General features: G+C 48.4%; 17 protein-coding genes. 8 read left to right on the top strand and 9 right to left on the bottom strand.

Annotated features, from left to right (window positions below):
- Window positions 1–10: 10 nt before the first annotated feature.
- The 3 genes from rpmA (at window position 11) to proB (ending at window position 3049) form a co-directional block, all read left to right on the top strand.
- A complete protein-coding gene (rpmA, locus tag V4C51_RS08780; RefSeq protein WP_330925780.1) occupies window positions 11–268 on the top strand; it encodes a 50S ribosomal protein L27 in 258 nt (85 codons plus the stop codon).
- A gap of 430 nt (window positions 269–698) precedes the next feature.
- Complete coding sequence (cgtA, locus tag V4C51_RS08775; RefSeq protein WP_330925779.1) at window positions 699–1895, top strand: Obg family GTPase CgtA; 1197 nt, start codon at window positions 699–701, stop codon at window positions 1893–1895.
- Between the two features lie 20 nt (window positions 1896–1915).
- A complete protein-coding gene (proB, locus tag V4C51_RS08770) occupies window positions 1916–3049 on the top strand; it encodes a glutamate 5-kinase (RefSeq protein ID WP_330925778.1) in 1134 nt (377 codons plus the stop codon).
- Between the two features lie 105 nt (window positions 3050–3154).
- On the opposite strand, the gene V4C51_RS08765 is transcribed toward proB, so the two are convergent.
- Both V4C51_RS08765 and V4C51_RS08760 read right to left on the bottom strand, forming a co-directional pair.
- Window positions 3155–3949, bottom strand: a complete 795-nt coding sequence (locus V4C51_RS08765) for a C2H2-type zinc finger protein (RefSeq protein ID WP_330925777.1) — start codon at window positions 3947–3949, stop codon at window positions 3155–3157.
- A gap of 128 nt (window positions 3950–4077) precedes the next feature.
- The gene (locus V4C51_RS08760) at window positions 4078–4890 is read right to left on the bottom strand and encodes a C2H2-type zinc finger protein (protein WP_330925776.1); all 813 of its coding nucleotides are present in this window, start codon (window positions 4888–4890) and stop codon (window positions 4078–4080) included.
- Between the two features lie 402 nt (window positions 4891–5292).
- On the opposite strand from V4C51_RS08760, the gene V4C51_RS08755 reads away from it, so the two are divergent.
- Window positions 5293–6042, top strand: coding sequence for a C2H2-type zinc finger protein (locus tag V4C51_RS08755; protein WP_330925775.1), 750 nt, complete (start codon window positions 5293–5295; stop codon window positions 6040–6042).
- Between the two features lie 169 nt (window positions 6043–6211).
- Here V4C51_RS08755 and rarD read toward each other — a convergent pair whose 3' ends face one another.
- Window positions 6212–7195 carry an EamA family transporter RarD gene (rarD, locus tag V4C51_RS08750; protein ID WP_330925774.1) on the bottom strand — a complete coding sequence of 328 codons (984 nt, stop codon included), beginning with the start codon at window positions 7193–7195 and terminating at the stop codon, window positions 6212–6214.
- Between the two features lie 411 nt (window positions 7196–7606).
- The gene (gene speD, locus V4C51_RS08745; RefSeq protein ID WP_330925773.1) at window positions 7607–7942 is read right to left on the bottom strand and encodes an adenosylmethionine decarboxylase; all 336 of its coding nucleotides are present in this window, start codon (window positions 7940–7942) and stop codon (window positions 7607–7609) included.
- 583 nt (window positions 7943–8525) lie between these two features.
- Here speD and V4C51_RS08740 point away from each other — a divergent pair.
- The 3 genes from V4C51_RS08740 to V4C51_RS08730 all read left to right on the top strand — a co-directional run bounded on the left by V4C51_RS08740 (window position 8526) and on the right by V4C51_RS08730 (window position 10378).
- Window positions 8526–8933 (top strand): DUF3301 domain-containing protein, encoded by a 408-nt coding sequence (locus V4C51_RS08740; RefSeq protein WP_330925772.1) that lies wholly within the window; start codon window positions 8526–8528, stop codon window positions 8931–8933.
- Window positions 8893–9459 carry an elongation factor P-like protein EfpL gene (gene efpL / locus V4C51_RS08735; protein WP_330925771.1) on the top strand — a complete coding sequence of 189 codons (567 nt, stop codon included), beginning with the start codon at window positions 8893–8895 and terminating at the stop codon, window positions 9457–9459. The genes V4C51_RS08740 and efpL overlap by 41 nt, the downstream gene beginning before the upstream one ends.
- Before the next feature lie 394 nt (window positions 9460–9853).
- On the top strand, window positions 9854–10378 hold the full coding sequence (locus V4C51_RS08730) for a hypothetical protein (RefSeq protein WP_330925770.1): 525 nt from the start codon (window positions 9854–9856) through the stop codon (window positions 10376–10378).
- Between the two features lie 308 nt (window positions 10379–10686).
- Here V4C51_RS08730 and holA read toward each other — a convergent pair whose 3' ends face one another.
- The 5 genes from holA to V4C51_RS08705 form a co-directional block, all read right to left on the bottom strand.
- Entirely contained in the window at window positions 10687–11739 is a 1053-nt protein-coding gene (gene holA, locus V4C51_RS08725) for a DNA polymerase III subunit delta (RefSeq protein WP_330925769.1), read from the bottom strand.
- Complete coding sequence (locus tag V4C51_RS08720) at window positions 11736–12305, bottom strand: LPS-assembly lipoprotein LptE (RefSeq protein WP_330925768.1); 570 nt, start codon at window positions 12303–12305, stop codon at window positions 11736–11738. Before V4C51_RS08720 ends, holA begins: the two co-directional genes overlap by 4 nt.
- A gap of 218 nt (window positions 12306–12523) precedes the next feature.
- Complete coding sequence (gene tamB / locus V4C51_RS08715) at window positions 12524–16210, bottom strand: autotransporter assembly complex protein TamB (protein ID WP_330925767.1); 3687 nt, start codon at window positions 16208–16210, stop codon at window positions 12524–12526.
- Entirely contained in the window at window positions 16207–17943 is a 1737-nt protein-coding gene (gene tamA / locus V4C51_RS08710) for an autotransporter assembly complex protein TamA (RefSeq protein ID WP_330925766.1), read from the bottom strand. Before tamA ends, tamB begins: the two co-directional genes overlap by 4 nt.
- A 188-nt stretch (window positions 17944–18131) precedes the next feature.
- On the bottom strand, window positions 18132–19502 hold the full coding sequence (locus V4C51_RS08705; protein WP_330925765.1) for an AmpG family muropeptide MFS transporter: 1371 nt from the start codon (window positions 19500–19502) through the stop codon (window positions 18132–18134).
- 337 nt (window positions 19503–19839) lie between these two features.
- On the opposite strand from V4C51_RS08705, the gene V4C51_RS08700 reads away from it, so the two are divergent.
- The coding region (locus V4C51_RS08700; protein WP_330925764.1) for a hypothetical protein at window positions 19840–20082 on the top strand (243 nt) is incomplete at its 3' end.

Genomic DNA, 20082 nt, shown 5'->3' with positions numbered 1-20082 from the left:
GGAGTAGATAATGGCTCATAAGAAAGCTGGCGGTAGTACCCGTAACGGTCGCGATTCAGAAAGTAAGCGCCTTGGTGTGAAAATGTATGGCGGTCAGTCTGTTCGTGCAGGCAACATTATTGTTCGTCAGCGTGGTACACGTTTCCGCGCCGGTGAAAACGTAGGTATTGGCAAGGACCACACTTTGTTTGCCAAAGCTGACGGAAAGATTGTGTTTGAGGTGAAAGGGCCTAAGCAGCGTAAATACGTTCGCGTTGTTGCTGCGTAGTGACTCCTCGTGATCAGCCTTGTGTGGCTGGTTTCAGAAACCCCGCCCTGTGCGGGGTTTTCTGTATTCAAACGTTTCTTCGTGGGGATTTTTCCTGAAACAGTTTTCCGGCTTTTCTGTCCCATTGCTGCTCTGGCCCTGGCACAGGTGATCGCGCTGGAAAAATGAGTTTGGGAGACATTCCAGATGGCGCTTTTAAGAAGCTGTCCATGATCTTTTGTGAAAGTAAAACCGATGAGAAAAGCTGCCTGTTTTTCAATTTTTTGGGGGCATAGTGGTGCTCATAGTGGTGCTATATAACGAAAAAAGCCCAAAACAAGTGACTTTTATCGACGGTTACAGTTCATAAACGATTGTGAATAGTTTCCAGGCTCCTGGGTGTTTGGATAATTTTCAAATGCTTATGTCCAGTGCGCTGGGAGATTAAAGTATGAGATTTGTTGATGAAGCGCTTATCAGCGTTCAAGCCGGTAAAGGCGGTAACGGCTGCCTGAGTTTTCGCCGGGAAAAATTTGTTGATAAGGGCGGCCCTGACGGTGGTGATGGTGGTGATGGCGGCAGTGTTTATATTGTTGCTGACAACGACCTGAACACGCTGGTGGATTACCGTTACCAGCGGCACTATCAGGCAGAAAGTGGCGAGCAGGGGCGCGGCCGCAATTGCACCGGTGCCAGGGGGAGGGATATCACCCTGAAAGTTCCGGTGGGTACCACGCTGGTGGACGATGAAACGGAAGAAGTCGCAGGTGATTTAACCTATGCTGGTCAGCGTATCAAGGTGGCTCAGGGCGGTTTTCACGGACTGGGCAATACCCGCTTTAAATCCAGCATAAACCGTGCGCCACGGCAGACAACCCAGGGTTCTGAGGGTGAGTTCAGAAAACTACGTATGGAGCTGAAGGTCATTGCCGATGTGGGGTTACTCGGGATGCCCAATGCCGGCAAATCCACCTTTATCCGCGCGGTCTCCCACGCGCGCCCGAAGGTTGCGGATTATCCGTTTACCACGCTGGTGCCTAACCTCGGCGTGGTCAGTGTTCAGCAGCATCGCAGTTTTGTGGTGGCAGATATTCCCGGATTGATAGAAGGTGCCGCTGAAGGCGCTGGTCTGGGTATTCGATTCCTGAAACATTTGGCACGTTGCCGGATTCTCTTGCACGTGGTGGACGTAGCGCCTTTTGATGAGACAGACCCTGTTGACAGCGCAAAAGCGATTATCAGTGAGCTGGAGCAATTCAGTAAAGAGCTGGCATCCCGTGACCGTTGGCTGGTATTGAATAAAGTTGACCTGCTACCTGAAGATGAGCGTGCTGTTATCCGTCAGCGTATTATTGACGCCCTTGACTGGCAGGGGCCGGTGTACGAGACTGCCGCCATTGCCAGGCAAGGCACTGACGCTCTGTGTCATGACATTATGCAGTTCATCGAAGCGCGCGCTGAGCTGGAAAGCCAGGATGCAGAACAGGCCCGCGCTGAAGAAAATAAACGGATTCGCATGGAGGCAGAGGCCCGTGAGCGGACCCGTGAAGCTGCGGAAGTTCGCCGTGTAGCACGCAAAGCAGCAAAATTAGCTGCTGAGCAGGAAGATGAAGACGGAGCGGATGTTGAGGTATTCTACGCACCATAGAATAAGAGGGGGGAGTAACAATGTCACAACGGCAACGGTTGCACGATAGCCAGCGCTGGGTAGTCAAAGTCGGCAGCGCTCTGATCACTGATAATGGACAGGGGCTGGATCTGGCAATGCTTGATGCCCTGGCGGCAGAGATCTGCGCAATTCGCAATAAGGGAATTGATGTTGTCGTCGTTTCCTCTGGTGCTGTAGCAGCAGGGATGGAGCAGTTACATTGGCAAAATCGTCCCACAGCCCTGAGCAACCTGCAGGCAGCGGCTGCTGTAGGTCAGGCACGCCTGATACGTGCCTGGGAGCAGGTCTTTCAGCGTTTTGGTGCGCAATCCGCGCAGGTTCTGCTCACCCACGCGGACCACAGCAACCGCCAGCGTTACCTTAATGCCCGCGCGACACTTAATGCCCTGCTTGAACACGGTATTGCCCCGGTGGTCAATGAGAACGATACCGTTATCACTGATGAGATTCGTTTCGGTGATAACGATACCCTTGGGGCTCTGGTCACCAACCTTATTGATGCAGATGCATTGATTTTGCTAACGGATCAGGACGGCTTGTTTACCGCTGACCCCCGAAAAGTGCCTGGCGCAACACTGATCAAAGAAGCCCGGGCCCATGATAAGGCACTGGATGCCATGGCTGGCGATGGCTCTGGTCAGCTTGGTCGCGGGGGCATGCAAACCAAACTGAGAGCAGGTCGGTTGGCAGCGAGTTCGGGCGCGGTGACAGTCATAGCTCACGGAAAAACGCCAAATATACTTAGCAGACTGTACCAGCAGGAAGAAACTGGCACCTTGTTATTGCCTGATCAGGAAAAAATTACCGCCCGCAAGCAATGGTTGCAGGGGCATCTGCGTACCCTGGGCGTGCTGGTGCTTGATAACGGCGCTGTTCACGTATTGACAGATAAAGGCTCAAGCTTACTGCCTGTTGGCGTGGTGTCTGTAGAGGGTACCTTTCAGCGTGGCGAGATGGTGACTTGCCGGGATCTCTCTGGCAAAGAGGTTGCCAGGGGCATGGTGAACTACAGCGATGGAGAGGCCCGTAAAATTATCGGCAAGCCCAGCAGTGCTATTTGTGCATCTTTGGGGTACGAAGGGGAAGAGGAGTTGATTCACCGGGATAATATGGTGTTGGCTGAGGATTACTGAGTCTTGGGGTGTGAACCATCAAGCAGCTTTCATGATCATTCATCATGACCAGGAGTATTTGGTTTGTCAGGGTAAAGCGTAGCTGGAACAGGCTATTGGTTGGTATTAAACCCACCTCACTGGTTCTGATTGCCAGTCAGAAAATCCATCGTCTCCCCCCAGAACTGCGTTGAAATCAAACCTTTCAATGCTCTGTGGGTGAGTTTCTGAAACAGTGCTATCACGATCAGAGGTTGTGACCGTTGTTGCTACTATCGGGTACGGTTGTTGAGTGGTGGCGGGTGGGGTTGTGCCTGTGGCGGTGGCGGTGGCAGCCGTTGTCGTTCGCGTAAAAACCATGTTTCTGCCATCGGGGTAACTTATCTGTGATACCGAAGTGACTACACCTGTTTCTGCTGCCGTTGTCGTATGAGTGACAGAACTTACCGGACCCATATCAGGGACTTCCTGTGAACCAATGGTTGATTCAACAGAGACACCGTGAAACTTTTTCATATGTGCCTGGTAGCTGCCCTCGTGCTTAAATCGCCCTATTCTCGGACAGACAGAGCAAAAAAAGTAATTGTTATGGTTTGCCAGGTGTTTCTTTAGATCAGCATTTCGGGCAAAGCCACAACCGCATAAAGGGCATAGAAAAGGCTTTTTTTCTGCGTGCTTATGCATGTGATTATTGAGTTGTGCGCTATCGACAAAACCCTGATTACACTTGTCGCACTGAAAAGGGAGTTCCCCAGTATGCTCCCTTAAGTGCCTGGTGAGATGATGTGGGCGTTTAAAGCTCTTACCACAGGCATGGCACACAAAAGGCCTTTCATTAGAATGGGTTCGTTTGTGTGATTTTAAATGAGCGCTTGAGATAAATTCCTTTCCACATTCATTACAGGTAAATTCTTTAGGCATACAACCCCCCCCCTGTTTTGTTGAGCATAGAAAGCTACATTTAAAGTGTAGTTTATTAGCCTTTGTACAATGGTGTTTTGAACAGAAAAGTTCAGGGTGTGTTGCTCAACAGGTTGTTGGCATAACCGCTAACCCCAGTCAAGAGGGTCGGATTGCCAGTCAGAAAATCCATCGTCTCCCCCCAGAGCTGTGTCGAAATCAAACCTTTCAATGCTCTCTGGGTGAGTTTCTGAAACAGCGCTATTAGGATCAGAAGTTGTGGCCGTTGCTGCTACTATCGGGTACGGTTGTTGAGTGGTGGCGGGTGGGGTTGTGCCTGTGGCGGATGGCGTTGTCCTTGTGGCGGTGGCGGTGGCAGCCGTTGTCGTTTGCGTAAAAACCATGTTTCTGCCATCGGGGTAACTTATCTTTGATACCGAAGTGACTACACCTGTTTCTACTGCCGTTGTCGTATGAGTGACAGAGCTTACCGGACCCATATCAGGGACTTCCTGTGAACCAATGGTTGATTCAACAGAGACACCGTGAAACTTTTTCATATGTTTTTCGTAGCTACCCTTGTACGTAAATCGCCCTCTCGAACAGACAGAGCAATAAAAGTATTTGCCATGGTTTGCCAAGTGTTTCTTTAGATCAGATGGTCGTCCAAAGCCATAGCCACACAAAGGACATGGATAGGGCTTTTTAACCGCGTGACTATTCACGTGATTAGTCAATTGTGTACTGTCGAGAAAACACGCATTACACTCAGTGCACTGATAAGAGCCTTGCCCAGCATGGCTCCTTAAGTGCCTGGTAAGAGAATGTGGGTATTTAAATCTGCCATTACAGATAGGGCATACAAAAGGCTTTTCTTCAGAATGGGTTCGCTTGTGTGAGAGTAAGTGGTCGTTCCTGCTATATTCCTTTCCACATTCATCACAAACATATTCTTTAGGCATACAACCCCCTGCTCTGTTGAGCATAGAAAGCCACATTTAAAGTGTAGTTTACCAAGCTATAAGCAATCGCTTTTTAGTTGCTGGTCAGTAAGAAGCGTTAATCTAATGTCGTTTATTTGAGGGATTTAACAGTTTATTGTCGCACAGAAACGGTATAGAAGTCAGCCGACAAAAAGATGAGTCGGTATCTGAAATACCTTCTAGGCAACGACGTCATCCTGGGTTCTTATGTCAACAGAACCTGAGCCATTGTCGACTTTTTTGAACTGCATTGAACTGCGCTATTCGGCAATGAGTAAAATGATTGTCAGGCAACGTTCAAGATTCAGGGCCTGACCCTGAGACAGAGCCTTATAAACTATACTTTGAATAAATCTGTCATGCTTAAAAATGAGGGATTCTATGGCTAACACTTATATCTGTGGCGAGTGTGGTAAGGTGCTTCAATCTGGCTACAAATTAACACTGCACAAGAGAGTCCATAACGGAGAAAAGCCTTATGAATGTGAGGTGTGTCATAAATTCTTTAGTCAAAAAGGTAATCTCATTGCGCATATGCGAATTCATACTGGAGAAACGCCTTTTAAATGCGTTCACTGTGATCAAAAATTTCCACTAAAGGGTACCCTTCAGAAACATTTGAAGTCACATGAAAGGGGCGTTGCCCTTATACATTGCCCTCTCTGTCCGGGAAGAAAGTGGTTTAAGCTAGAAAAGAAATACAGAGAACACTTAGTAAATGACCACCCTGGTCATCCGGGGCATAAATTATCCATTAGTCGTCAGGAAGTCCCCGATGTTGGTACGATCAGATGTATCACTCATAAGACCACGGCAGAAGAAACGGGTGTAGTCACCACGGTATCACAGATAAGTTACCCTACTGGAACCGTAGTTTTAACTGAAATGACAATGGCTAGCACATCCACATCCACATCCACATCCACATCCACATCCACATCCACAAGAACAACTGCTGCCGTTCAACCACACCCCATAGCGACAGCGGCGATTGCAGGTGACTCAAAGCCCTGTATTTCAGTGGCTTACCCACTAAAAGTAAAGAAGTTTGATTTTAGAACATTACTGAAGAAAGACGATGAGCAATTTTCTAGCTGGCAATCCGAACCTCTTGTTTGGAATGAGGGCTAGGAGCCTGACCGAGAATAGCCCTTAGCGAGGATTGCGAGAAATGGAGGATAAAAAGTCGCTTTTGTGAGGAGAATAGCGGGGCTATTTGACGAACAAAAGCGACTTTTTAGACCCATTTATCTTAGCCGCGGTAGGAGCATGACTTTTAAGACTGGTTCTTAACATTTGCTTAGCTTTGTGTGACGCCTCCAGTACGATAAGAAGCTACGCTGAATAACGCTAATGCTGACCAAATGAATATAAAGGTTAGCCAACGGTCTTGTCCTACCTGTTCTCCATAATGCAGCACTCCCATCAAGAACATAATACTCGGTCCAATGTACTGGAAAAAACCGAGGGTGGAGTATGTAAGTCGACGAGAGGCGGCAACAAAACACAACAATGGCGCCGTTGTAACGACACCGGCCATCACAATAATAACGTTCGTCGTCAGGTCATTGGCAACCATGTTACTTTCAGGACTAGAGGCATAGAAGCACCAATACATGACGCCCGGTAACAACAATACAAGGGATTCAATGGTTAAGCCGGATATGGAATCGATCGCGACGGTCTTTCTGATCAAACCATAAATGGAAAATGAGGTTGCTAACCCAATGGCAACAAATGGAAAGGAGCCAAATGTCACTACCTGAACCATGACTCCTACCACAGCCAACGCCACCGAAGCGTAATGTAATTTTGATAGTCTCTCGCCTAAAAAAAGCATACCCAGAGCGACGTTTAGCAGTGGATTGATGTAGTACCCTAAACTGGCTTCCAGGATGTGTCCATTATTGATAGCCCAAATGAACAACCACCAGTTAAACGCTAAAAATGAGGATGAGGCGATGAGGGTCAGCATTGCTTTTTTATCGCGCGCCAGATCGACAATTTTATTCCAGTTTTTACTTGCGGTAACAATGATAGCCAGCAGTAGCGAAGACCAAACAATGCGATACATCATGATCTCGATGGATGGAACATGCGCTAGCAGTTTGAAATAGGCTGGAGCAAGCCCCCACATAACAAACGCCGAAATGGCAAGCACCGCACCTTGTTTATTGGTTTGATTCATAAATGGATTCAATTGACATCCGCTTCCAGCTATGTGGCTGAAGGATTCCCGCCAGGCGGCCACTTTCTCACGATTTTGTCGAGATTCCTGCTTCATGGATACGACCGCAAGGGACTTACATCAACTCCCCAGGCTTTACTTTCCCTCTTCCCGAGGGTAGGTCAAGACAAAAGTATACTAGCAGAATGCTAGACGAAATTCACCACCCGCTTGGCTCGGCTGAAGTACCCTTTCGGTTCAGGCTATTTTCAAGGTCTTAATTTTGACTTGTGCTTCTTGAGACATCCATCGCCGCCATGTTCACCATTAGTTCCTGAGTGGGGAGCTTATTGGCGTTGTAGACAAACTCTGGCAGGAAGTTTTTTTACAGCTTTTTACAGCAGCGCTTTATACCGGAAGCGGCTTTACCATTTTTCGCAACACCCTCAGTGGTATGGCAGTGAACATGTGCAACTTTACTAGCGCCGGGTCGATAGCACTCAACCTGCAGACGTTTATTTCACATAATCATTCCAAAGAGCGAACAAATTCATGAGAAACAATGTCAACTGCCTTCAATTGTTCTTTCATATATTCTACACAATCTTCTGGTGTAGCAGTATCTCCACAAGCAAAGACATCGCATATTGCCATCCCTCTCTCTGGCCAGGTGTGAATACTGATATGACTCTCAGCGAGCATGGCAATACTCGTTACTCCTTGGGGGGAAAACTTGTGGACAACCAAATCAAGTAAAGTGGATTTACACTCTTTTGTTGCTTTATACAAAAGCACACGAATGAACTCTTTGTCATCAAGGAGTTCAAATGGACAGCCCTTCAGGGTAAAAAGGATGTGTTTCATTTACTCTGTTTTCAATCGTTTACGGTAAGCGCCAATAAAAGCAGCGTTATAGTCAGCTCAAACCAATCAGCTTATTCTTGAGATGCCTTCACTGCCTGAGGAGCAGTCTAAAAATAACTTCCCGATTTTCGTTCACCCTGGGTTCTAAGCTTGCCGAAGAGTTGAACGGTGGTGGCAGCGAGCTTCGACAGGCTCAGCCTGAACGGCAAAACTGGGAAGTTATTATCAGACTCTTACTAAGGTAGAAGCAGCTCCAGTTTCTCAACCTTGTCAGCATAAGGCAGTTTTTCGCCTCACAAGAACAGCTTTTCATCCTCTATTTCTCGTGTTCCTCGCTACGGGCAGATTTTTAAGACTGCTTCTTAGGAGCCTGTCGGACTTATGCTTTCGAGCATAAAATTCAGTAGGGCGAGTCAGAATTTTCGATCAATTTGTGCGAATAGTTGACCTATTTAAGCAAATTGATCGGCCATTCTGGCCGCGCTTTCTCGCGCTTTCTCGCGCTTTCTGGATTTCAGGCCGAAATTGTCTTAAGTCCGACAGGCTTTTAGCATTATTAATAAAAACATTCTAGAATACGTCGATGGAAATACTTATTTGGCTAATAGTGGGTGGGGTTGCTCTGCTTTACTGGCTGGACACGGCAAAGGCAAGGGAAAGAGCCGAATTACTCAGCAAAAAAGCTTGCCGGGATCTACGTTACCAGTTTCTTGATGGCTCTGTAATTCGCTTCCAGACTCGGATAACGCGAGCCGGTGGTGGTCAATTGTGTTTGCAGCGCAGTTATCGTTTTTATTTTACGACGGATGGCTCTTGCCGTTGGCAGGGTTTTCTCCAACTGTCTGGAAGTCATTTACAGGTGCTTGAACTGGATGACCCGCCTCCTCTCACTGGGAGTGAGAGCCACTCACTGATTCTTTCCGCTGACTATTCCGATACAGAGGATACTAATGCCGTACGCTCGCGAGTTAAAAAAAGGCCAGATTGTTAGCATCAATGATCAATACTATATTGCCCGCCAAATAGAAACCAAAAGCCCTTCAGCCAGGGGAGCGCAAACGCTCTATAAAGTCCGCTTCAACACCTTAACAGGGGGCCAGAAGCTGGACCAGACGCTCACCGGGGATGATTTTCTCAACGATGTTCACCTGACCAGACGCCCCGTCAGCTACCTTTACCGTGAAGGTGATGAGTGCGCATTTATGGACACTGATGACTATAATCAATACCTTGTGGATATCGGCACTATTGAGGAATCACTACGCTATATCCATGAGGGGCAGGAGGGTATCACAGCTGTGCTGGTCGAAGGGCAGTTATTAGCCCTTGAACTTCCTTCTTCAGTGGCCCTTAGTATTGTTGATACCAGCCCTTCAATAAAGGGAGCCTCAGCAGCTGCCAGAACCAAGTCCGCGCGTCTGTCCACAGGTCTGGAAGTGCAGGTGCCAGAATACTTAAGTCCGGGTGAAAAGATCAAGGTTAATACAGAAACAGGAAAATTCATGTCCCGGGCTTAGAGAGAATCTTATCGGCGCTCAGGAAACGAAAGGGTTTCCTGGCTAATCAGAAGACCTAGGAGCCTGTTGGACTTATGCTTTTGAGCATAAAATTCAGTAGGGCGAGTCAGAATTTTCGATCAATTTGTGCGAATAGTTGATCTATTTAAGCAAATTGATCGGAAATTCTGGCCGCACTTTTTCGCACTTTCTCGCACTTTCTGGATTTTAGGCCGAAATTGTCTTAAGTCCGACAGGCTCCCAGCACCGTGAAAATACATATAACTATTTAAAATAACAGATTTTAAGGATATATGCTTTAATTAACATATAATCACCTCCGATAGTTAATACTTATAGATAGATATGCTTGGTTGAAGAAAACAAGCCAGATAAGCAAGGACTCGCTATGGGCATGATGCTAAACTTACACTGGTCGACTAAAAGACTGTATCAGTACAGTCTTGCCGGTTTTGTCTTATATATTGCATCGTACTCAACAAAAGCATCAGATACAGAGACTATTTACACAACCGAATTTTCAAAAGACATTGCTTCTATTGAATGGAAAAAAAACAAGACACCCATAACGCCGAAAAAAAAACGTCCCAATATTGACATTAATTTTAATTATTCATTATCTAAAGAGAATGTGGGTAAATTTGTCTATAAAGCACTTGACGCCCCTGACAAGTTTGTAGAAAAAGCAGCTACAATAACCATATTCACTGGCCTTGAGTCCATGGGCTTTTCCAAACCAATTAAACAAAGCATTCATTTCATTAAAGAAAAAACCCGCTTTGACTTTGGCAAGTGTGGTAAAATCCGCTTCTCCGGTAAAATGAGGGCTGAAAGCTGTTTAACCGATACTTCCAGCGTAGAACTCCAGTCAAATTATGACCTCAATTCTATGATACTCAATTTTAAATGGGCTCTGTAATTTAACCGTCGCAATTGAAAGCCAGTAATACCAATCCTATTCTAACGACGCTGTTGCGCTGACAGTCTGAATGCCAGCTCTGCGTTGAAGCGCTTTCCAATAACTGTCATCAGTTAGCTGAGAAGCCGTCTTAAAAGTCATGCTCCTACTGCGGCTACGATACATGGGTCTAAAAAGTCGCTTTTGTTCGTCAAATAGTCCCGCTATTCTCCTCACAAAAGTGACTTTTTATCCTCCATTTCTCGCAGTCCTCGCTACGGGCAGACTTTTAAGACTGCTTCTGAAAAACCGCCCCACTGCAAGCAATGTCACTTCTGCTGGCTTGCGATGGGAAAAAGACCTGCAAGTTCAAGGGATAGTGCTCTCAAGCTATTCCACGGATTACTTTTTTCCAGCCCTTTTATTTCCCGATCAATCTGGCCGGCTTGTAACAACAGGTCGCGAAAGCCTTTCTCCCCATGTCGTTTAATAGCCTTGTTGATCAAAGGGAGTCTGCGCTTTAACAGAAAAGGTGAGAAACCAACGGTTTTGGCTGCCTGCTTGATTGCAAGATCCATGGTGATACCACGTGATAACTGCCTGCTGATATAGCTGAGTAAACGGATATCCCGGGTAAGTGCCCATAAGATAACCGGAGGCTCTATCCCCTCTCCTTTTAATACGCCAAGTATTCTGATGCAGGCTTTGACATTTCCAGCCAGGGCGGCATCGGACAAATGAAAGACATCGTAACGCGTGCTGTCTGAAACAGATTCCCTTACGATATCTTCACTGATGAACTGCCCTTTGGCCAGAAGCTTGAGCTTTTCAAGTTCCTGTGCTGCTGCCAGCAAGTTACCTTCAATGCGTTCCGCTAACAGAGCCAATGCCTCGGGGCTGATTTCAAAGCCGGTGGCTTTGAGTCGGCGACCCATCCAGCCTGGCAGTTTGTTAGGCTCAATGGGCCATATGGGAATAAATAACCCGCTGGCATCAAGGGCTTTAAACCATTTGGCTTTTTGTGTAGCGCCTTCAAGACGACCTGTAATGATCAGCAACAGGTTATCAGGGGACAAAACTTGTGAGTAGGTGGTCAGTGCCTTTCGCCCCTCATCACCGGGCTTACCATTGGGTATACGCAGTTCAATAAGCCTTTTTTCTGAAAATAGCGACAAGCTTTGAACAGCGGCTAAAAAATCACGCCAGTCAAAGCCTGTGTCGACATGGAAAACAGTCCGTTCAGAAAATCCCTGCTGACGGGCGTGCTGGCGAATAAGATCAGCACTTTCACCCACCCGCAAGGGTTCATCACCGCTGACGATATATACAGATGCTACCTGTTGCTTTAGTTGAGCTGACAGTTGCTCTGGACTGATTTTCATTGACCAGTGCTGCTCTGGTCTGCAGCCTGCTTTTGCGCCTGTGCCTCTCTGACACGGTCTTCTTCTGCTTTAAGCTCACGTTTGCTGATATTGGCGATACGTTGGACGTTCTGGATGATCAGTATCTGGCGTAGCTCCTCGAAGGTGAGCTGTTTTTCAGATTGTGCGGCATTGCTTTGATTTTGGCCGAGGGAAATAAAGCGCATGGTTTCCAGGGTGACAGGGTTAAACAGCGGTAATTTGTCCCGGGTTTCAAGCTGGTATGTGACCTTGAGGGTCAGCTGCTGTTCGGAGCGGCCAGCGGATAACAGGTTTTGATCGCCTGTTTGTTCATCAACCTTGATGACATTCACCGTGTAAGGGGCACTGTCACTCACGGTAATACCGCCGACTTGTAATGCCCGGGTTAACTCGCGCGTATAGTGCTGGTGGCTTCCTGAGATGGATAAGGTTTTCAGCTCGCTATTGATATCTACCCGGCCACGCAGGTGAAAACCGCAGGCACTCAATAAACTGATTGTAAATAAAAGGGTCAATACGACACCCTGGCGCAGGCAGTAAGTCATGATTTCTCCATTGCTGTGCATGAGTCCCGGGTCAGCCGAGTCCCCTCCCATGTTATTGAAAGAAGGGTAACATCGCCCCCTCCCTTTTCTCAATCAATGAAGGCTTAAAAAATAAAAGCACACTCTAGGGTGAAGCGTTTGAGGCAGTGCGTAATCCCCAGACCCGTTATAAAAATAAGGATAAAAGATAAAAGTATATTACGTGTTCTCCAGAATGCTCACTTAGAAACAGGCTGCTTGAGGGAGAAACGATAAAATATATCCAGGGCCTGCGATACGCCGTTGACGGCCTGAAGGTAGAGCCTGGGCATTAACTGGTAAATAACTTTGACTTCACCCACTGAGTTGAAAACACCAATGCCGTATTGCACCTGTATATTGGGTGACAGGTTACCACTGACGGTCACTTGAGTCTCATCACCACTCCCCTCGGTATCGAGGACAACATCTTCAAGTCCGAGTGTGGCGCCGATAGAGTTGACCATGCCACCTAGCTGACTGACGCCAAGCCCCAGCAACATAGATTGCAGTACAGCGCTATCTTCAGAGCTAGCATCCAGGCTCCGCCCTCTCAATAAATACGAGAACTGTTCAGTCTGAGACATTGCCGGTTGTGAAAACAGGGTCCATTTTGGTTGTTTGAGGGGACTGTCAACAACAATCCCGACGGTGACATCTCCGTCAATGGCATCAGGGTTTCGAATAGCTTTCAGAGACAGGTAAGGGTTATCAGGCGGACCTGAAAAAATAATTTGCCCTTCCTTAATCACAAGGTTTTGTCCCAAAGAATGATATCGTCCTTTTTTCAGGTTGATGGTGCCCTGCATTTCCAGAGGCTTCCCCGGGGATTTTTCAATGCCCACATTACCACGAAGCTCGGTTGTCAGCCCGAACGCATCAAGGTGGACATCCTGCCCAAGCCGAAGGGTGACATTGATATCAACAGGAGAGCCGTCGGCATCCTGGTGTGCTGGTTGTTTGTTGTTATTCGATGAGACGATCACGACATCGCTGGAACGACTGACCGCACTTTCAGGTAATGACTTAATGGCTATACGTGCCCAGGGAACGTTGAGTTTGCCCGTCAGTGACAGTTCTGTGCCAATGTTCAACGCAATATCAGGTTTAAGATGGACTTCCCCTAAACCGGGGTACTTGATCGCCAGTTTATCCCCCTTGAGTACCAGCTTCCCCGTCAGAGGGCGTGTTTTCCAGCTAATATCACCACCGAGTGACAGCATTCCTGTGCCTACCTGCATATGCCCGGTTAACTTGCCCGTATCACCGTTAATTTGCACAAGGGTATTGAGCCGGGAAATATGAACAATATCTTGCGTTGTTGTTATGTCCCCTTCATTAAGGGCAATATCGCCGTAAAACAGCGGTGTATTGAGCGAGCCTGCAAAGCGCCCTTTTGCTGACAGCGTGCCGGTAATGTTACTCACTTCAGGCACAAAGGGGGTTAACACACCGAGCATAAATCCCTGAGCGGATACCTCACCATCTAAAGTGCGTTGGTGCTGCACGTCGTTGACGGAAAGACTGACAACCACCTGCCCTAGTTGTTTGGAGTGAAAATTCAGATGTGACCGCAGCGTCTGTTCAGACAGTGAGGCATCGAGTGTCAGTTCGCTGTACTGGCTTTCCAGCGCATTGACCTTAATGGTGCCGGGGGTCGTTGATAGCTTCAGTGTTAACTCAGGAATAGCGTTGTGCCAGTGTAATGAACCTTGTCCAGACACCCTGGCGTTCCAGGAAAAGTGTTCCGGGAAATAGGTTGACAGAGAAGATAGCTCAAGACCCTTTATCGCAAAGGCTGTCTGTCCGCCTTTGTCGGTGATCTTCGAAGGCGCAACGGTTAGCCTGGACTGACCTGATAACCACTGTTGCTCTGATACGGCAATATCGTGCTGTTGATTTAGATGCACTTGAACAGGTGCCTGCAATACCCATTGGCCCGCTGGTGTTTGCAACTGGGCTTTTTCTAATAGCCCCGTCCACTGCTGGTTTTGCCAGTGGCCTGTGACGCTGGCATCGGCACCTATGGGATCACCGGCCACAGACAGTGAAAGTGTATGATCACTTTCACTGCCCTGCACAATGAGCTTGAGCTGATCCAGGGTTAGCGACGTTCCCTGGACTTTTTTAACGGCAAGCGCCAGTTTTCCATTGACCTCCCCCTTTTTTTCAATAGTACCCGTACTGTCGACGCTCAGTAGCGTGATATTTTCCCAGGTAATAGAGGGGCTACTGAGGCGATAGTCAATCCGGGGGCGGTTCCTGTTACCCTTGAGGGTGACCTTACCGCTGAAAGAACCACTGAGTCCCGGGTATAGCTGGTGTAGCCGGGGACCTTCAATGTGCGCCTGAAGTTTCCACCGGTCAGCCAGAGAACCATCGACTGTCAGCTTATTGTCACCGATGCCTACTCCCACTTGCTCAAGGTTCCATGCCATTTGGCTATTGCCCGTGATGCTCCCTTGTAATGACACCGGGTATGTTCTGAGGGTGCCTGCCATCACCATATCGTCTATGGACAATGCCCAGTGATTATCTTGATAGGAAAAGGTATGAGCAATCCTCCCATTGAGCTTGCCAGGTAGCTCAGGTAGCCATAATTCCGGGTTGAATGCCTTCAGCGTCAAAGTACCCTGCCAGGTGATGCCCTTGCGCCAGTTCACTATACCACTGATGTCAGCTTTCCCGTCAGTTGTCACAGCATTCAGGCTGTCAACCTGAAACCTGTCTGTGTTACCCCTGCCCTTGAGGGTCAGCGTGGTTGGGGGCTGTGAGGGAACGGCAACAGTTGTATTGAGCGTAACGCTATAGTCGGTTAATGAGCCTTTTGCGGTAAGAGACCCTTTACCGAAAGATACATCCGGGGTTTTGCCTGTCAGTGGCCACGGTGTTGGACTCCACCCTAGGGAAGCCTCAAAAGGCAGGTCAGGCGAAAGGGCATTCAGCGTACCGGATAATGTGGCATTAACCGGACCCTGCGCTCTCAGCTCCAGTGCCATATTCATCAAATCGCCCGAAACCGTTGCTGCCAGATGCTGTGTCGCAGAAAGATCGCCCGTCAGGGCCGGTTTCAAGGTGGTATTTACAGATAATGACAGGGGGTAATGGTCCTTGAGCTGGAGTTTACCCTTTGCCGTTGCATTGACCATGGAGTGATTGAGGGTGAGTGAGTCAATAGTCACTGTATGTTGACGGGCTTGTGCTGTCAGTTGAATGTGTAAAAGCTGCTCTTCATTGTATTGGAAGCGGGAGAGCTCGAGGTCATTCACGGTGATTGCCAAGGGTAAATCCACAACGGGCAGCTCAACGGTTTTGTTATCCGGTCCTGCTGACTCAGACGGTGCGCCTGACCATTGGGTGGTCAGCCCGTCAGCCCGTGTTTTATCCGCAGTCAGTCCTTTGCGGTTCAAAGACAACCTTGATGTTAAATAATCAAGCGTAATGGTATTTGCGCCCTGCTGAAATGAAAAGTCAGTCACAGTCGCCGTTTCAATATCCACGGCTACAGGCAGATTAAGACGTGTTTGGGGCTCTGTTGGTTTCTGCCCTGCTTTTGGGGAAATACTTTTCTCAGGCCGACCAAGGGCGACGGTTGCTTTTTGCAAGAGCAGCTCCGTAATCAACAACCGACCATTGAGCAACGCTGAAAGCTGCCAGTGCAGTGTCAGGTTGTCTGAAGAAAAGGAGACGTCAGCACTGTTCCATGACAACCCCTGAAAGACCCAGCCGGTACCCAGATGACCTTCTTTGAGTTCACCGGCCAGTTCAGGCCAGCGGTGTTTTGCCTGTTGCCACAGCCAGACATTACCAGAATGGCTGAACAACAGGCTGCCAACCAATAGCAGCAACAGAAAAATAAAGGCCAGTGTACCTTTCAGCCAGTTCATATTTCAGGCCCCATGGAAAAGTGAATCCGCCAGGGTGAGCCCGGTTCGCTGACAGCGAAGGCAATATCCATTTTAATTTGCCCTAAGGGGGTGATCCATCGAATGCCCGCTCCGGTACCGACTTTCCATTTGTCGTTATAGTTATCGGTGGCAGTACCGGTATCCACAAAGGCAGCCACTCGCCATTTGGGATACAGGGAATAATTGTATTCAAAGCTGGCTGTGGTCAGGTACTGGGCACCGGTCAGTTCATCCTTGCTGTTGCGGGGGGAAATGCTGTCATAGCTAAAGCCTCGAATAGACTGATCACCGCCAGCGAAAAATCGCAGGGAGGCCGGGATGCTGGAAATATCATTGACCCAGATAGCGCCCTGCTCAAAGCGGGTGATAATCCGGTGCGCGCTGGCAAAGGTACGCAGCCACTTGGAACGCCCCCAGACTTTGATAAAGTCGGTATCAGATCCCCACTCCCGCCGGGATAACTCAATTTTGGCCAGTTGCTGGTCCCCCCAGTATGGGTCTGTTCCTCCTTTTTCCCGTCGTCGGCTGAACGAGACACCCGGTATTAACAGCAATTGATTATCACTCTGCTCACTTTGGGTATAGTCTTCATAATCTACGCGGAAGAATATATCCTGATCCCAGCTTTGCGGGTCACCCACAGAACGCTTGAACCAGCGGTGAATCGAAGTAGACACAAGTGTACTGCTGGTATCTCTCTGCGCATTGCGCTGATAACCTAGCTGGAGGTCGTAGAAATCTTGCAATGGATTGCCGTCGGGAATTTTATAACTGGATGTTAATGTCTGGGTTTTTGCAGAAACTGATAGCTTGTTAGTCAGGCTATGACCGTGATCATTTATCCAGGGTTTGTCCCAGTTCAGTGAAAACCGTGGCCCCTCATCAGTGGAATAGCCAGCACCCACCTCAAATTCGTGATTCAATTTGGGCTTAACGCGGATAAATACCGGTACCTGATGATTGTGGCTGTCATGTTCAAGGGGATGTATATTCACCCGGTTAAAATACCCGGTAGACGATATGTTCTGATTGAGTTTGCCCAGGACTACTGAGTCGAAGGGATCACCTGGCTCGATAAAAATCATGGTTTTCAGGAGCTTCAGTGTTGGCTCGCTCATTTTTCCATATTCAATGTGACCAAACCGGTAACGCGCGCCGGCGTTAAATATGAGGGTGATATCTGCCATATGATCAGCGGGAAACACCTTAACCGTGTGTTGGGTAAACCTGGCGTCAAAATAGCCACGGGCAGCAGCCAGGCTTGATAGCAATGATTTGATGCTTTCATATTCTCTGTCATTCATGACATCGCCTTCAGACAGCGGCAGTTTCTGCAATAAGCTTGAGAAAGCCGGATCTGCCTTTGCTTCACCGAGCACTGAGACAGTCAGCTGCCGAATGCGAGTGGCAGGCCCGGGAGTTACATCAATAGTAAAGTGATCTTTTCCAGGGGGAGGAGAATGAACAACGACAGACGATTGATAATATCCCAGGGCCTGCAGGGCGTGCTGTATTTCTTCTTTCATACGTGGCCGCAGAGCAATAAAGTTATCGGTAGTGATATCAGGCAACGCATCAAGATACAGAGCAGCATTTTCTTTAAGGGGACCTTTGATGCCTTCGAGCGACCCTTTGAGGGGAGAGGCCATTGTTATCAGGGGAAAGAGTAGCGCCAGCAGTAGTAGAGTTTTACCAAAAGCTATTATTTTCATTAGGTCAGGGGGTCTTGTCTGTTGCTTTTTTTCCGGGAGACATGCTGAGCATAGGTGCTGATTTAAAGGGGTCGCTGGCAATGTAACATCAATCACCCTTTCTAGCTAGGAGCCTGGCAAGTTGGACGTCAGAACATTTTGTCGGCTCTTAAGGTGGTCAGGTATTAAGCCCGTCAGGTTCCGGGCTTTCATTGTGATACTGATGAAAAGCGCGAAGCAAACACAATCAACACTAAAGCAGGTAGGCCAATCAGAGCACTTACCACGAAAAAGGCACTGTACCCCATATGATCCACCATGACACCGGAAAAACCGGCAACAAACTTGGGAAATAACATCATCACTGAGCTTAGCAGGGCATATTGCGTAGCGCAGTAGCTGATATTAGTCAGGCTGGACAGGTAGGCGATAAACGCCGCTGCTGCCATACCACCTGCCAGACTGTCGAGGGATATCACCACAGTGAACCACAACAGGTCATGCCCGAGGGTTGCCAGCCAGGCAAACATCAGGTTAGTGACGACCACCATAAGCCCTGAAATAAACAGCACGCGCATAATACCCAACCTGATCATCAGTCCCCCGGCAAAGGCAGCGCCAACCAGGGTCATGATGACACCAACTACCTTGGAGACAGTGGCGACTTCTTCTTTGGTATAGCCAAGGTCCACATAAAAAGGGTTAGCCATAATGCCCATGACAATATCACTGATGCGGTAGGTACTGATCAGGGCAAGAATGACTACCGCATGCCAGCGATAACGGCGAACAAAATCCACAAAAGGCGACACTGCTGCTCCGTAAAACCAGCCAGCAGGCTTTTGCAGGCATGTTGGGATAAAGGCGTATTCAGACAGCCATTGCCGTGCTTTTCGCTCAGCGACCGGTTGCTCCGGGGCTTCAGGCTCAGCAATAAGCAGCGTGGTGACAATACCGATACCCATAAAGCCCGCCATTGCCAGGTAGGCAATCTGCCAGGGATACAGCTCATAACTATTGTCACCCGTGGTGCTGAACCAGGCGGCGATGGACAGAACACCTGCTGTTGCCAGCAGCATTGCCAGCCGGTACCCCACCATATAAGTGGCGGCTAGCGCTGCCTGCAGGCGTTGTTCAGCTGATTCAATACGGTAGGCGTCAATCACAATGTCCTGTGTTGCTGATGAGAACGCCACCAACACGGCAAAAAGTGCCATTGTTCCGAGGTTATTGGCCGGGTCGGTGACGCCCATTCCTGCCAGTGCCCCAGCAACACCCAACTGTGAGAGTAACAGCCACGAGCGTCGGCGTCCTAAACGTTTGCCAAGCCAGGGTAAAGGCAATTTGTCAACAAGGGGGGACCAGACCCACTTCAGCCCGTAGGCCAGTCCCACCCAGCTAAAAAAGCCAATGGTCGCGCGGCTGACATCTGCCTCACGTAGCCAGAACGATAAACTGGAAAAGACCAGCATCAAAGGCAGGCCGGCAGAAAACCCCAGAAAAAAAAGAATGATTGCACGTCTGTGCATGTAAATAGCCAGGCTGTTTCGCCAAGTGGTTTGGGTTGTTTTTTCTATCATTATTGGTGATTGACTCTGAGCGAAAAGGAATGAGGAACGTTAACCTATTATAGGCACTGTTACTGAGGAAATAGCAAAAGATGGTCATGTTTCAAACAGGTTGATACCGCGTTCCTGGGATGAACGCCTCGATGACCTTATTATGCCGTTCTTCTATGGGAGAATTTCGTGTTCATAGGGGCCAGCTTGTACTGTGCTGCTGCCACCGCCTCCGCCTCCACACATGGCGCGTTCTCCTTTGCGTTGATGGTTGATCCCTTACTGGGGGTTGTCACTTGCGGAACAAATCACCTTTGCTAGGCTTTGAGTCAAACGAAAAATAAAGAAGGTAAGTAGTATGAGCGAAGTCGCAGGAAATGAGATTACCACGCCCACTGATCACCAACTGAACACGCTCACCGATATTGTCAGCGTTGTTGGTGAAACCCGTTCCGATGTTAAGGTGCTTGACCACAAGGTTGACGCGCTTGACCACAAGGTTGACGCGCTTGACCACAAGGTTGACGCGCTTGACCACAAGGTTGGCGAGCTTGACCACAAGGTTGGCGAGCTTGACCACAAGGTTGGCGAGCTTGACCAC

The organism is Candidatus Sororendozoicomonas aggregata (genome assembly GCF_031528575.1).
GTDB classification, from domain to species: domain Bacteria; phylum Pseudomonadota; class Gammaproteobacteria; order Pseudomonadales; family Endozoicomonadaceae; genus Endonucleibacter; species Endonucleibacter aggregata.
Note: the sequence above shows the minus strand (reverse complement) of the source record. Positions and strands in the feature narration are given on the sequence as shown.

Coding starts and splice junctions, on each gene's coding strand:
- V4C51_RS08705 (WP_330925765.1), bottom strand. CDS start 19,502: ATGATAGAAAAAACAACCCAAACCACTTGGCGAAACAGCCTGGCTATT.
- rpmA (WP_330925780.1), top strand. CDS start 11: ATGGCTCATAAGAAAGCTGGCGGTAGTACCCGTAACGGTCGCGATTCA.
- V4C51_RS08765 (WP_330925777.1), bottom strand. CDS start 3,949: ATGCCTAAAGAATTTACCTGTAATGAATGTGGAAAGGAATTTATCTCA.
- rarD (WP_330925774.1), bottom strand. CDS start 7,195: ATGAAGCAGGAATCTCGACAAAATCGTGAGAAAGTGGCCGCCTGGCGG.
- tamB (WP_330925767.1), bottom strand. CDS start 16,210: ATGAACTGGCTGAAAGGTACACTGGCCTTTATTTTTCTGTTGCTGCTA.
- proB (WP_330925778.1), top strand. CDS start 1,916: ATGTCACAACGGCAACGGTTGCACGATAGCCAGCGCTGGGTAGTCAAA.
- cgtA (WP_330925779.1), top strand. CDS start 699: ATGAGATTTGTTGATGAAGCGCTTATCAGCGTTCAAGCCGGTAAAGGC.
- speD (WP_330925773.1), bottom strand. CDS start 7,942: ATGAAACACATCCTTTTTACCCTGAAGGGCTGTCCATTTGAACTCCTT.
- V4C51_RS08760 (WP_330925776.1), bottom strand. CDS start 4,890: ATGCCTAAAGAATATGTTTGTGATGAATGTGGAAAGGAATATAGCAGG.
- tamA (WP_330925766.1), bottom strand. CDS start 17,943: ATGAAAATAATAGCTTTTGGTAAAACTCTACTACTGCTGGCGCTACTC.
- efpL (WP_330925771.1), top strand. CDS start 8,893: ATGCCGTACGCTCGCGAGTTAAAAAAAGGCCAGATTGTTAGCATCAAT.
- holA (WP_330925769.1), bottom strand. CDS start 11,739: ATGAAAATCAGTCCAGAGCAACTGTCAGCTCAACTAAAGCAACAGGTA.
- V4C51_RS08740 (WP_330925772.1), top strand. CDS start 8,526: ATGGAAATACTTATTTGGCTAATAGTGGGTGGGGTTGCTCTGCTTTAC.
- V4C51_RS08755 (WP_330925775.1), top strand. CDS start 5,293: ATGGCTAACACTTATATCTGTGGCGAGTGTGGTAAGGTGCTTCAATCT.
- V4C51_RS08730 (WP_330925770.1), top strand. CDS start 9,854: ATGATGCTAAACTTACACTGGTCGACTAAAAGACTGTATCAGTACAGT.
- V4C51_RS08720 (WP_330925768.1), bottom strand. CDS start 12,305: ATGACTTACTGCCTGCGCCAGGGTGTCGTATTGACCCTTTTATTTACA.